Raw genomic sequence first — 12694 nt, 5'->3', positions numbered from 1 at the left:
CAAGACGTTCGAGTGAATCGGGCTCCGTGAAGCCTAGCCCCCCGCCCTTGCCGGAACCAGGGGAACCCCAACGTTTCCTGCCGTACGGCTCAAAAAGGGTTGGCATCGGCTACGGTCCTGGCTGTGAACCGTACCGAGCGTCTGTACGCCCTGGTGGAGGAGTTACGGGCGGTCTCGCCCCGGCCGCGCAGCGCCCGGTGGCTCGCCGAGCGCTTCAACGTCAGCACCCGCACCATCGAGCGCGACCTCAGCGCCCTGCAGCAGTCCGGAGTGCCGCTCTACGCCGAACCGGGCCGCAGCGGCGGATACGTGGTGGACAAGGACCACACCCTGCCGCCCCTGACCATCACCCCGGCCGAGGCGGCGGCCCTGGCCGTCGCCCTGCACAAGCTGGCCGGGACCCCGTTCGCGGCGGACGCCCGCTCGGCGCTGCAGAAGGTGCTCGCCGTCATGCCGCAGCGCGAACGCCAGTCCGCGCGCGAACTCGCCGCCCGGGTACGGCTCGCCGCGAACCCCGTCCCGCCGTCCGCGCTCCCGCACACCCTGCGCGAGGCGCTCTCGGCCCAACGGCTGCTGCACCTGTGCTACGCCGACGCGCAGGGCGAGATCACCGACCTCACCGTCGAACCCCTGGGCTTCCTCGGAGGCGACCACTGGTACCTCATCGGCTGGTGCCGGCTGCGCTCCGCCGTGCGGGGCTTTCGCCTCGACCGCATACGGGAGGCGCGGGCCCTGGAGGAAACGGCGGAGCCGCGTCCGGTGGACCTGTCCGAACTGGACACCCTGGGACGGGCTTTCGTCGCGCTCGACGAGCTCTACAGCTTCGCTTGAGCCGCCTCGCGGAGGGCTAAACACCGACAGGGGGCTGTCGCCGTCGGCCCGGAGGCTGGGTGACCACGAACCGACCTTGGAAGGCACCCATGTCTGTGACGACGACCCCCATCACCGACTCCGCGCCGCTGACCCGGGAGGCCGGGACCCGGCTGGTGGAGGGCTGGACGGCGCTCTGGAACGGAGACGTCGCCCTCGCCGAGCAGATCCTCGCCCCCGGCTTCCGGCTGCACTTCGCGGACGACTTCGACGGCACCGGCTCCGCCCACAGCTTCGGCCAGGACGAACTGACGGCGTTCATCTCGGCCAACAGCCTCGCCCTCACCGGCCTGACCTTCGCCGCCGACGCCGCACCGCTCGTCGACTCCGAGCGCGGCGAGATGGCCTGCCGGTGGATCGAGAGCAACGCCGACGAGAGCGGGGACGTCGTCGTCAAGAGCGGCATCGACATGTTCGCGGTCACGGACGGCCGCATCTCCTCCGTCTGGTCCCTCACCGGCAACCGCCGCTTCGCCGCCTGACCCGGAGAGCGGAAGCCGCAGGTCGCGGTCGCTAACATCGCGGCATGGGGGATTTCGCGAGCAGGGGCCGCACGGTGCTGTGCAAGTGGTGCAACCGGCCGATTCCGCAGGAGCGGCGCTGGTTCCCGCGCCAGTACTGCAACCGATGGCACAAGTGGAAGCACCGGGTCACGGAAACCGTCGGCAGCCTCCTCGACAGCGCCTAGCGCGCCGCCCTCCGAGGACGCCCCGGGCGGGGCCCGTTACCTGAGGGGTAATCGACCCGCTCCGGGCCGCCGGGCACAGTGGGGACATCGGGTTCCGGGGCCGCGCACTCGGCCCCGGAAACCGTGTCCCACCTGGCCGTTCGACCTCGATGGAGGGGATCTCCCATGTCCGCGACCCTGCTCGGCAGCATTGCCCGTACCGGCGTCCCGCAGGTCATGCTGCGGCGCTTCCTCGCCCTCGACTCCGTCGTCACCACCGGCAACGGGCTCGCCTACGTCGCCTTCTCCGCCCCGCTCGGGCGGCTGCTCGGGGTCGGGCAGGGGCTGTTGCTCGGGCTCGGGGTGCTGCTCGTGGTCTACGGGGCCGCCGTCGGGCTGCTCGCCTCGCGGCGGCAGCCCCCGGCGTTCCCGGTGAAGCTCGTCATCGAGACCAACTACGCCTGGGCGGCGCTGAGTCTCGTCTCCCTGGCCGTGTGGTTCACGCCCACCGTCGCCGGGACCGTGTGGATCCCGGCGCAGGCCCTCACCGTCGCCGGCTTCGCCCTGCTCCAGCAGCTCGCCCTGCGCTCAGTCGGCGAGTGAGCGCAGGTACTTCACCGTCGCCGGGTCGGCCGGGAGCATGGTCTCGATGGCCAGCTCGGCGACGGTCACGTCCATCGGCGTGTTGAAGGTCGCGATCGACGACACGAAGGACAGCAGGTGGCCGTCGTGCTCGATGACGAGCGGGAGCGCGATGTACGGGACGGGCTCGGCCGGTTCCCCGTCCCCCGGGCGCTCCTCCGCCGGGGGCACCGGGTACGCGGACACCTCCTCGTACAGCGCGCGCAGCGGCTCGGAGCGGGCCAGCGCGATCTGGCGCTCCATCTGGGCCAGCAGGTGCCCGCGCCACTCCGCGAGATTGCGGATCCTCGGGGCGAGGCCCTCGGGGTGCAGGGTGATCCGCATGGCGTTCAGCGGCGGGGTCAGCAGGTGCTCCGGCAGCCCGTCCAGCAGCATCGCGATGCCCCGGTTGGCGGCGACGACGTCGTAGGTGGCGTTGACGACGAGCGCCGGGTAGGGCTCGTAGCCGGTCAGCAGCTGCTGGATGCCCTCGCGCAGGGTCTCCATGGACGGGTCGTCCAGCGCGGTCTGGGCGTAGCGCGGGGCGTAACCCGCCGCCAGCAGCAGGGCGTTGCGCTCCCGTACCGGCACGTCGAGGCGGTCGGCGAGCCGGAGCACCATCTCCTCGCTCGGCCGGGACCGGCCCGTCTCGATGAAGCTGATGTGCCGGGACGAGGAGTCGGCGCGGCCCGCCAGCTCCAGCTGGCTGATGCCGCGCCGCTCCCGCCATGCGCGGAGCAGGGTGCCGACCGTCGGGGCGGGGGCCGGCGCGGATGCCTGGGGCGTCGGGGTCATGCCGACGACGGTAGCCGAGCCCCGCCCCGGGCCGGCAGGCGTCACCCCAGGTCGAAGATGTTGCGCAGGCCGAGGCGGTGGCGCCACAGGTCGTGCCGCCTGGCGGACTCCAGCTCGGGCGCCCGGTACATCGGCCGGACCGTGCACCGCTCAGCCCTCGAACCATCCCGGTCCAGCAGGCTGTTGACGGCCGCGCGGGCCGAGGCGTTCGCACCCTCCATCGTCGCCAGGTCGATGTCCACCGCGACGTAGTCCCCGCTGAGGAAGAAGTTCGGGACGCGGGTCCCCGCGCTCGGCCGGTTGTGGAGGGTGCCCACCGGGTGGATCAGCAGCTCGTCCTGGTTGGTGGGGTGCGGGGTGCCGAGCCCGTCCACCCCCGGGTCCAGGAACCACGAGTGCAGCTTCGAGTCGCTCAGCAGCGTCTTCCCGGTGTCGTTGAGGGAGGCCTTCAGCTGCGCCCACACCTCGCGCGCGACCTCCTCGCGGGTGCACTGCTTGGCCGTCTTCCCGTACAGGATCCCCGGCTTGTCCCACTCGGAGATGTCCACCGACAGGCAGTCGACCGCCGTACCGTCGCCGTAGTCGGCCGGGAAGTTCCGCGCGGGCCAGTGCTCGGCCTGCTGGATCGCCGTCAACGACCAGGGCGAGTCGATGCAGTTGAGGTGTCCGTGCACCAGCGGCGCCCGCTCGGTCAGATAGAACTGGATACCGGTCATCCAGTCGGTCTGCAGCTTGTCGCAGCGCCCCAGCATCGGATCGGCCGCCCGCAGGCCGGCGCTCCAGGTGCGGCGGGCGTGCTCGACGGGCATGGCGCTCACGTAGTGGTCGGCCGTGACCGTCTGCCGGGCGCCGTCCGGGCCCTCGACGGAGACCCCGCTGACCCGGCCGTTCCCGTACTGCACCTCCCGTACGGTCCACCCGATCCTGAACTCCACGCCGAGCGAGCGCAGATGGGCCTCCCAGGGGTCGATCCAGGCCTCGTTGGTCGGCAGGTTGAGGATCCGGTCCGGCGGGCCGTCCGCCCCGCGCCCCAGCACGTTGAAGACGAAGGCCTCGCCGAGGGTGCCGACCGTACGGGTGGAGGCCTCCTCGGCCTTGGTCGCGACGATGTTGCGGGTGATGCCGACGGCGAGGATGCGCTGGTACTCGGACGACATCCGTGCCGCGCGCACGAAGTCCCACCACGGGGTCCGTTCCCAGACCTCGTTGCGGCGCTCGTCGCAGCTGGTGAGGAAGACGAGCACGCGGTCCACGAAGTACGCCGTCTCGTGCAGCGGGAGCCGGACCAGTGTCTGCAGGATGCCGGTGAGGGCCCGCCGGAGCTCGTCGGGCGTCAGCTCGGCGGGGGAGTGGTCCGGCCAGGGGATGGGCCCGCGCAGGTCCTCGCGGCCGCCCGCCCGGGCGAACATCATCTCGCGCGGGGCGACGAGGTTGTCCCACACCCCGTTCGCGTTCCCGGGGAAGGGGATGCGCCGCATGGTGTCGGGCAGGTTGTGGTAGATGCCGGGGATGAAGCGGAAGCCGTGCTCGGCGGGCAGCGGCCGGCGCCCGCCGCGGGCGCTGCCGGGCACGTCCATGCTGCGCGCCTTGCCGCCGAGGGCCCGGCGCTCGTACACCGTGACGGCGTAGCCGCGCTCGGCGAGCTCGTGCGCCGCGGTCAGGCCGGCCACCCCGCCCCCGAGGACGGCGACGCGCCGGCCGGCCGGCGGTGCCGGGGCGGCCGCCGAAGGCGCCGCGGCCGCGGCCGGGGCGGTCGCGACCCCGGCCGACAGCGCACCGGCGGTGGCCACGGCGCCCGCACTCGCGCCCGCGATGAACGTACGCCTGGAACTTCCCGTGCTGGTCATGGCGAATGCCCCCTCGTTACCGCTGGTAACAGTCCTGTCCGGCGCAGGAGCCTATGGGGGGCGCGAGGGACGCGGAAGACACAGAAGTACCCGAGCGCACTATGGCGCGAAAGGTTCGTTCCGGCGTGCACTGTGGGAACCTTGACTACACGTCACGGGGAAAAGGAGCCGGTGCATGCCGAGTGAGCCGCTGTCACAGAAGGAGATCGAGGACCGGTTGCGGGAACTCCCCGGCTGGGCCTTCGAGGACGACCGGATCATCCGCACCTACCGGCTGGGCACGCACTTCGCCGCGAGCGCCCTCGTCGCCCACATCGCCTCGGTCCAGCAGGAGTTGAACCACCACTCGGACCTGACCCTCGGCTACAACACGGTCCGGCTCTCCGTGAACAGCCACGACGCCGGCGGGGTAGTCACCGAGAACGACTTCGCGCTCGCCGAACGCGTCGAGGCCCTCGCCCCCGCCCACGGCGCGCGCTGATGACCACGCACATACAGACCGTCGAACCCCTGCTGGACTACGACGCCGAGGCCGCGGCCTACGACGTGAGCCGCGGCGGCGCCCCGCGCGCCGAAGCCGCGGCCGCGGCGGTCCTGGAGCTGCTCCCGGCCGACGTGGCCACCCTCCTCGACCTCGGCTGCGGCACGGGCATCGTCACCAGCCGGCTGACCCGCCCCGGCCTGCGCGTCCTGGGCGCGGACGCCTCCCACGGCATGGCCGCCACGGCACTGGGGCGGGGCGTCCCGGTGGCCCTCGCCGACGCGGCCCGGCTGCCGGTGCGGTCGGGCTCGCTGGACGCGGTGAGCGCGGTCTGGCTGCTGCACCTGCTGCGGCAGCCGGGACGGGTGCCCGCCGTGATCGCCGAGGCCGGACGGGTCCTGCGGCCCGGCGGGGTCTTCCTCACCACCGTGGACAAGGACTCCGCGCACGACGTGGGCAGCGACATCGACGCCGTGTTCGCCGCACACCTGGCCCCGACCCCCGCGGACGCCTCCGGGGACGTCGAGGCGTACGCGGCCCGGGCGGGCCTGCGCCCGGCCGGCGAGGCCCGCTTCACCGGCCACGGTCAGGGCCGCAGCCCGCGCGCCTCGGCCGAGGCCCTGCTCGCGGGCCGGTACGCCTCCCGCATAGCGCCGCGCGGCATCACCCCGCAGGAGTTGGCCGCGCGGCTGGAGCTGCTGCCCGACCAGGACGTTCCGCGCGCGGAGCCGACGTACCGCGTACGCGCCTTCGTACGCGTCTGACGGGCGGGCGGCGCGTACGGGTCCGACGGGCGCGCGGCTCCGCGCGCCCGTCGGACTACACCGGCTCCAGGCGCCACCACTGGGCCGGGGAGTCGGTGTCCTCGCCCTGCCGGACGCGGCCCGACCCGTCCGTCTCCAGCGGCAGGCCGCTGATGCAGGCGATCAGGGACACCACCCCGGGAGCGTCGAGGTGCTCCTCGACGAGCCACTCCTGCGCGCCGAAGGCGTTGGCCCGCCACACCTGCACCCGCGCGCCGCTCTCCGTCGACGCGTTCGCGACGTCGAGGCGCCGCTCGTTGTCCTCGCTCACCACGTGGAAGATCCCGCCGCCGCTGTGCACCGGCGAGATGCGCCACCGGCGGGCGGCCTCCGGTGCGGGCGGCCCGTCCGGGCCGACCCGCACCCGGGAGGCGCCCTCCAGCTGGAGCACCAGCCCGTTGTCCACGTTGCGGATCCGGTAGAGCCCTTCGGGAAGGTTCACCTGGCCGTCGCCCTCAGACGTCGAACCGGGCCGGGTCCGGCCCGATCCGGCGGCCCGCCGCGCCCGCGCCCAGCGCGTCCAGCGCGGCGACGTCGGCGGCCTCCAGCTCGAAGTCGAAGACGTCCAGGTTCTCCCGGATGCGCGCGGGGGTCACGGACTTCGGGATCACGATGTTCCCGTGCTGGAGGTGCCAGCGCAGCACCACCTGGGCGGCGCTGCGGCCGTACTTGCCGGCGAGCGCGGACACCGCCGGGAGGGTGAGCAGTTCCTTGCCCTGGCCGAGCGGGGACCAGGCCTCGGTGGCGATCCCGCGCGCGGCGTGCACGGCGCGCAGCTCGGCCTGCGGGAAGAGCGGGTGCAGCTCGACCTGGTTCACGGCCGGCACCAGCGCGCTCTCGGCGGCGAGCCGCTCCAGGTCCTCGGGACGGAAGTTCGACACGCCGACCGCCTTGGAGCGGCCGCTCGCCGCGATCTCCTCGAAGGTCTTCCAGATGGCGACGAAGTCGTCGCGCATCGGGCGCGGCCAGTGGATCAGGTACAGGTCGATGTGGTCCAGACCCAGCTTGCCGAGGGAGTCGTCGAAGGCGCGCAGCACCTCGTCCCGGCCCCACCGCTGCTTCGGGCCGTTCCACAGCTTGGTCGTGACGAACAGCTCCTCGCGCGGCACCCCGGAGGCGGCGACGGCCTTGCCGGTGCCCTTCTCGTTGCCGTAGATCGCGGCCGTGTCGATGCTGCGGTAACCGGCCTCCAGCGCGGTCCCGACGGCGTGCTCCGCCTCCGCGTCGGGCACCTGCCAGACGCCGAAGCCGAGCTGGGGCATGAGGCTGCCGTTGTTGAGCTGAGTGGTGGGGACCTGCTGGTTCACGTCTGGTCGTTCCTCGCGTCGGCGGCGATACAGCGTCGTACGAGGGGCGACAACCGGCCCCCCGTACGACGTATTCCCGCCATCGGCGCAGCGCCCGGCACGACCCCGCACACGGCACTCACCCAGCCCTCACCCAGCCCTCACGCGGCCCCGAGGTACGCCTCCCGCACCAACGGGTTCGCCCGCACCTCGGCCGCCGTGCCCTCGGCCAGCACCGTCCCGAGGTCCAGTACGACCACCCGCGTGCAGAGCTCCATCACGAAGGCCACGTTGTGCTCGACCAGCAGCACCGCACAGCCCTCCTCGGCCGCCAGCCGCCGCACGACCTCCGCGAGCTGCTCGCGCTCCGGCGCCGACATCCCGGACGCGGGCTCGTCCAGCAGCAGTACCCGCGGCGGATCGGCCACCGCGCGGGCCAGCTCGACCATCCGGGCCTGCCCGACGGGCAGCCCGCCGGCGTACGAGGTCCCCAGCGCGCCGATCCCGCAGCCGGCCAGCACCCGCTCGCCGCGGGCGCGGCGGGCCAGCTCCCGGGCCCGCCGGGCCGGGAGGGCGAGGAGATCGGCGGCCAGCCCGCCCCCGCCGCCCCGCCACTCCTGCGCCACCAGCACGTTGTCGGCCACGCTGAGCTGCCCGAACAACTGCTGGCGCTGGAAGGTCCGGCGCATCCCGTGCCGGGCCCGCCAGACGGGGGAGCGGCGGGTGATGTCGGCGCCGTCCAGCAGCATCCGTCCCTGGTCGGGCCGGCGGATCCCGGACAGGACGTCGAACAGGGTGGTCTTCCCGGCCCCGTTCGGCCCGATCAGCCCGCACACCTCGCCCGCCCGGACACCGAGGTCCACCCCGGTCAGCGCCCTGACTCCGCCGAAGCGGACGCTGACCCCACTGGCTTCCAGCACGTAGCCGCTCATGTCCCCACCCCGCTCGTCCCCATTCCCAGGTAGGCCTCGGTGAGCCGGTCCGCCTCCACCTCGGCCCGGGGGCCGCACCAGGAGACCCGGCCCTGGGAGAGGTAGGCCACGGTGTCGGCGATCCCGAGGATCCCGGCCGCCTTCTCCTCCACCAGGAGCAGCGCGGTCCCGGCGTCGCGGAGCTCGGTGAGCAGCGCGTACACCTCCTCCACCACGCGCGGGGCGAGCCCGAGCGAGGGCTCGTCGGCGATCAGCACCTCGGGCGGCCGCTGCAGCAGCGGCGCGAGGGCCAGCATCTGCTGCTCCCCTCCGGACAGCGCCCCGGCGGCGACCGTGCGGCGCTCCCCGAGCCGGGGGAAGCGGGTGTAGACGGCGGCCCGGGCGTCGGCCTCCCCGAGGTACAGGGCCAGGTTCTCCTCGATGGTGAGCGAGGGGAAGATCCCCCGGCCCTCGGGGGCGAGCAGCACCCCGGCCCGCGACCGCCGCACGGCCCCGTCCCGGGTGGCGTCCCGCCCGTGGACGCGGACCGCCCCGCCGGCGACGGGCAGCAGCCCGGCGGCCACCCGGCAGGTGGTGCTCTTCCCGGCCCCGTTGGGCCCGAGCACGGCGAGGATCTCCCCCTTGCGGACGCTGAGATCGACCCCGTGCAGCACGAGCCCGCCGTCGTACCCGGCCGTTACGCCGACCAGCTCCAGGGCGGGCCCGGCGGGGGCTTCGGGGCTCCGCCCCGCACCCCGCGCCTCAATCGCCGGCGAGGCTGAAAGACCGGGGCTCCGCCCCGGACCCCGCGCCTCAAACGCCGGCGGGGCTGAGAGGTCGGGGCTCGGCCCCGTGCCCTGCTCCTCAAACGGCGCTGGGGCTGGGATTGGGCGGCTGCCGTCCGCTTGGCGGGGCTGGTTTGCCCGGAGGGCAAATTCAGCCCCGCCGGCGTTTGAGGCGCTGGGGGCACCCCCAGCGGTAGCTGGGGGAGGGTTCGGGGGCGGAGCCCCCGAGGGGTCCGGGGCGGAGCCCCGGGAAGCGGCGGCCCGCTTCCGGGCGAGCCGCACCGGCACGGCCGCGCAGTACCCGTCGGGATCGTTGGCCAAGGCCAACCCCGCCAGGCCGAACAGGATCACCGGCAGGTGCGCGGACTCCGTCACGTAGTCGGACAGCACCCGCGGAGCAACCGCGAACACCAGCCCCGCCACCACCGCGTACTGCGGCCTCCGCACGCCCGCCGCCACCACCACCGCCAGCCACACCAGCCCCGTCAGCGCCGTGAAGTCCGTCGCCGTGATCCGGGTGTTGTACGAGGCGTACAGCACGCCGCCGAACCCGGCCAGCCCCGCCGACAGGGTGAACAGCAGCAGCTTCGTCCGCAGCACGGACACCCCCGAGGCCATCGCGGCCGCCGGGGCCGACCGTACGGCCAGCATCGCCCGCCCCGACGGGGAGTTCCGCAGGGCGCTCAGCCCGGCGGCGACCACCGCGACCAGCACCACCAGGGCCACCCCCAGCGCGCGGTCGTCGGAGAGGTCCACCGGCCCGAACACCGGCCGCGGGACCGGCCACCCCGAGTCGCCGTTGCGCAGCCACCTCAGCTGGAAGAGCACCTGGTCGGCGAGGAAGGCCAGCGCCAGCGTGGCCAGGGCCAGCGACCTGCCGCCGAGCCGCAGTGCCGGCAGCGCGACGAGCGCCCCCAGCAGGGCCGCCACGCACGTGCCCACCGCCAGCGCCGCCACGAAGGGCCAGCCCCGGCTCATGAGCAGCCCGGCGACGAGCGCGGCCCCGGTCACGAAGGTGCCCTGCGCCAGGGACACCATCGCCCCGAGCCCGGTCACCACCGTGAAGGACATGAACACCAGCGCGATGGCCAGCCCTTGCGCCAGCAGCCCGCTCCAGAAGGGCGTGGTCACGGTGTAGAACGCCACGCACAACAGCCCGCCGCCCGCCGCCCACACCCCCCACCGCCGTCCCCACGAGGCTCCCGCCAGGTGGTCGACGGGCGGCGCGTCCACGGCGGCGACTCCCGCCGTCCGGGCCCTGCGGGTCAGCACCAGCAGGCCGCCGAAGAGGATCAGGAAGGGCACCGCCGTACGGAAGCCCGTGATGCCCTCGGCGAAGGACGCGTACCCGGCGACCAGGTTCTGCAGGACCCCCAGCCCGAGCCCGCCCGCGAAGGCGAGCGGCACCGACGCGAACCGCCCGATGACCGCCGCCGTCGCCGACACGAACAGGAACAGCGTGAAGTCGTGGGCCGACAGCCCCAGCAGCGGCGTCGCCAGTACGCCCGCCAGTCCGGCCAGCCCCGACGCGATCATCCACGCCACCGACGAAAGCCGGTCGGCGCTGATGCCGCGCAGTTCGGTCAGCGAGCGGTTGTCGACGGCGGCCCGCAGCTGCAGCCCGAGGCGCGTGTGCCGCATCAGCACCCACAGGGCCACCGCCACCAGAGCCGTCACCACCCAGGTGATCAGCTGGTCGGAGTCGATGCCGACGCCCTCCGCGAGCTGCCAGGACTTCGCGGGGCTCGGCCCCACCCCCGGCAGCCCGAACTGGTTCTCCGCCGGCTTCACCGGCGCGCCCGCGTCCGCGAGCAGGTCCACCACCCACAGTCCGGCGGCCGGCAGCGCCACCAGCAGTCCGATGGTCGCCACGATCTGGGCCGTCTCACCGACCCGCGCGAGCCGCCGGAACATCAGCCGGTCCAGCCCCCAGCCGAGACCGGGGGCCAGCACGAACACCACCAGCAGCGCCGCCGGGACCGCCGGCCAGCCCAGGCCCGAGTGCAGCTCGTAGAAGGTGAGCGCGCACAGGTAGGCGGTGGCCCCGTGCGCGAAGTTGAACAGCCCGGACGCCGAGTACGACAGCACCAGCCCGGTGGCCAGCAGTGCGTACAGGGCGCCGGAGACCAGACCGCTCAGCACGAAGACGAGCAGATCTCCCATGCCGCAGCCCTACTTGAAGGGGATGGGCTCGTAGCACTTGAACGGGACGGAGACCTCGTACGCGCCGTTCTTCAGCTGTACCAGCGCCCCGCAGCCGAAGCTGTCCTTCTGCCCCTTGGGCTCCGCCCGGTCGCCGACGAGCGTGCCGGTGTCGGAGAAGCTCTGCGCGGCGCTCTGGAAGGACTCGACGGTCAGGTCCTTGCCGGCCTTCTGCGCGATGGAGACGAACAGGTCGGCCGACATGTACCCGGTCAACATGTGCATGTTCAGCGGGACTTCCTGCCCGCCCGCGGCCGCCTTGATGTCGGCCTTGAACTGCGCCATCTTCGGGTCGGTGGACTCGAAGGGCTGGAACTGCAGCAGGACGTGCACCCCGTCGAGCGCCTGCTTCGTGGCGTCCTTGGCGAGCAGGCCCGGGTCGTAGTCGGTCGGGTCGGAGAGCAGCCCCTTGTACCCGCTGCGCTTGAGCGCGGTGAACAGGCCGATGTTGTTCGGGGTCTGCATCACGGAGACCACGGCGTCCGGGGCCTTGCCGCCGTTGCTCTCCAGGATCTCCTTGACGTACGCGGACCAGTCGCTCGGGACGGCGGTGGCCGGTACGGAGGCCTTGGCGTAGGAGACCGTGAACCCGGCGCTGGTGAAGCCCTGCTGGAAGGTCCGGATGCCGAACTTTCCGGCGTCGCTGTCGTTGGCGATGACCGCGACCGACTTGCCCCGCGCCTCGCCGAGGATCGTGGCGATGCCCTCGGGCCAGGTCTGGTTCAGGGTGCCGCCGGGGGTGGGGACCAGGCAGCCGTTGAACCCGTAGATGTACTTGGGTCCGCAGAAGGAGGGCAGGGTGCCCCAGCCGAAGGTGGGGACCTTCTCCTGCTCCAGGAAGTCGGCGCCGGAGAAGGTCACCGAACTCATGGGGGAGACGGCGAAGACCTTGTCCTGCTGGACGAGTTTGCGGGCGGCCGCCATGTTCTTGGCCGGGTCCTGGCCGTCGTCCTCCGCGCCGAGGTAGTCGATCTTGCGGCCGTTGACGCCCCCCTCGGCGTTGGCCCTCAGGTAGCGGGCCTTGGCGCCGAGGTCGGTGTCCTTCTTGCTGTAACCGCTGGCGCTGGTCATCGACACGATGCCGCCGACCTTGATCGAGTCGGCGGTGACCCCGCGGGAGTTCCCCGGGCCGTCGCCGGGCTTGCCTGGGCCGGTGCCGTTCGTGGAGGCGGAGTTGCAGGCGGAGACGAGCGCGAGGGCCGCCGCCGCGGCGGCCAGGGTGCGGATCGGTCGCAACATGTCGGGGATCCCCTCCGGTCGGAATCCCCGCATTCTGTGCGCGACCTGACGCACCGTCAATATCAACGGCAAAGAGAAATGACGGACCGTCAGTTCTGGTGGGGGGGTGGGTGAGGGAGTGGCCGGGAAGGCGCCCAGACCTGCGGCGACCGTGGCGAAGGGGTGATCGCGGCCGAGAGGTGCCCGC

General features: G+C 73.1%; 13 protein-coding genes. 6 read left to right on the top strand and 7 right to left on the bottom strand.

The window, feature by feature from the left end; all coding sequences use genetic code 11:
• Window positions 1–123 precede the first annotated feature (123 nt).
• From ACIPYQ_RS25655 to ACIPYQ_RS25640, 4 genes are all read left to right on the top strand, one after another.
• Window positions 124–831, top strand: coding sequence for a helix-turn-helix transcriptional regulator (locus ACIPYQ_RS25655; protein ID WP_401255381.1), 708 nt, complete (start codon window positions 124–126; stop codon window positions 829–831).
• An 89-nt stretch (window positions 832–920) separates the two neighbouring features.
• A complete protein-coding gene (locus tag ACIPYQ_RS25650) occupies window positions 921–1352 on the top strand; it encodes a hypothetical protein (RefSeq protein WP_401255378.1) in 432 nt (143 codons plus the stop codon).
• A 44-nt stretch (window positions 1353–1396) separates the two neighbouring features.
• On the top strand, window positions 1397–1558 hold the full coding sequence (locus ACIPYQ_RS25645; protein WP_401255375.1) for a hypothetical protein: 162 nt from the start codon (window positions 1397–1399) through the stop codon (window positions 1556–1558).
• A gap of 165 nt (window positions 1559–1723) precedes the next feature.
• On the top strand, window positions 1724–2140 hold the full coding sequence (locus ACIPYQ_RS25640) for a hypothetical protein (protein WP_361761921.1): 417 nt from the start codon (window positions 1724–1726) through the stop codon (window positions 2138–2140).
• Here ACIPYQ_RS25640 and ACIPYQ_RS25635 read toward each other — a convergent pair.
• Both ACIPYQ_RS25635 and ACIPYQ_RS25630 read right to left on the bottom strand, forming a co-directional pair.
• Entirely contained in the window at window positions 2126–2953 is an 828-nt protein-coding gene (locus tag ACIPYQ_RS25635; protein ID WP_401255371.1) for a helix-turn-helix domain-containing protein, read from the bottom strand. The two genes, ACIPYQ_RS25640 and ACIPYQ_RS25635, sit on opposite strands and share 15 nt — an antisense overlap.
• Window positions 2954–2994: 41 nt before the next feature.
• The gene (locus ACIPYQ_RS25630) at window positions 2995–4800 is read right to left on the bottom strand and encodes an FAD-dependent oxidoreductase (protein ID WP_401255368.1); all 1806 of its coding nucleotides are present in this window, start codon (window positions 4798–4800) and stop codon (window positions 2995–2997) included.
• A 175-nt stretch (window positions 4801–4975) separates the two neighbouring features.
• On the opposite strand from ACIPYQ_RS25630, the gene ACIPYQ_RS25625 reads away from it, so the two are divergent.
• On the top strand, window positions 4976–5281 hold the full coding sequence (locus ACIPYQ_RS25625) for a 4a-hydroxytetrahydrobiopterin dehydratase (RefSeq protein WP_401255365.1): 306 nt from the start codon (window positions 4976–4978) through the stop codon (window positions 5279–5281).
• Window positions 5281–6045 (top strand): class I SAM-dependent methyltransferase, encoded by a 765-nt coding sequence (locus tag ACIPYQ_RS25620; protein WP_401255362.1) that lies wholly within the window; start codon window positions 5281–5283, stop codon window positions 6043–6045. Before ACIPYQ_RS25625 ends, ACIPYQ_RS25620 begins: the two co-directional genes overlap by 1 nt.
• 55 nt (window positions 6046–6100) lie before the next feature.
• Here the strand turns inward: ACIPYQ_RS25620 and ACIPYQ_RS25615 are convergent, their stop codons facing one another.
• The 5 genes from ACIPYQ_RS25615 to ACIPYQ_RS25595 form a co-directional block, all read right to left on the bottom strand.
• On the bottom strand, window positions 6101–6526 hold the full coding sequence (locus ACIPYQ_RS25615) for an RICIN domain-containing protein (RefSeq protein ID WP_401255359.1): 426 nt from the start codon (window positions 6524–6526) through the stop codon (window positions 6101–6103).
• A 13-nt stretch (window positions 6527–6539) separates the two neighbouring features.
• Window positions 6540–7391 carry an aldo/keto reductase gene (locus tag ACIPYQ_RS25610; protein WP_401255356.1) on the bottom strand — a complete coding sequence of 284 codons (852 nt, stop codon included), beginning with the start codon at window positions 7389–7391 and terminating at the stop codon, window positions 6540–6542.
• A 140-nt stretch (window positions 7392–7531) separates the two neighbouring features.
• A complete protein-coding gene (locus ACIPYQ_RS25605) occupies window positions 7532–8302 on the bottom strand; it encodes an ABC transporter ATP-binding protein (protein WP_401255353.1) in 771 nt (256 codons plus the stop codon).
• Window positions 8299–11229 carry an ATP-binding cassette domain-containing protein gene (locus ACIPYQ_RS25600; protein WP_401255350.1) on the bottom strand — a complete coding sequence of 977 codons (2931 nt, stop codon included), beginning with the start codon at window positions 11227–11229 and terminating at the stop codon, window positions 8299–8301. The genes ACIPYQ_RS25605 and ACIPYQ_RS25600 overlap by 4 nt, the downstream gene beginning before the upstream one ends.
• Window positions 11230–11238: 9 nt before the next feature.
• Window positions 11239–12507, bottom strand: coding sequence for an ABC transporter substrate-binding protein (locus ACIPYQ_RS25595; RefSeq protein ID WP_401255347.1), 1269 nt, complete (start codon window positions 12505–12507; stop codon window positions 11239–11241).
• Window positions 12508–12694 lie beyond the last annotated feature (187 nt).

This window comes from Streptomyces sp. NPDC090045, assembly GCF_044747975.1.
Taxonomy (GTDB): Bacteria; Actinomycetota; Actinomycetes; order Streptomycetales; family Streptomycetaceae; genus Streptomyces.
The sequence above is the reverse complement of the archived record's forward strand: the minus strand, read 5'-3'. Positions and strand labels throughout refer to the sequence as shown.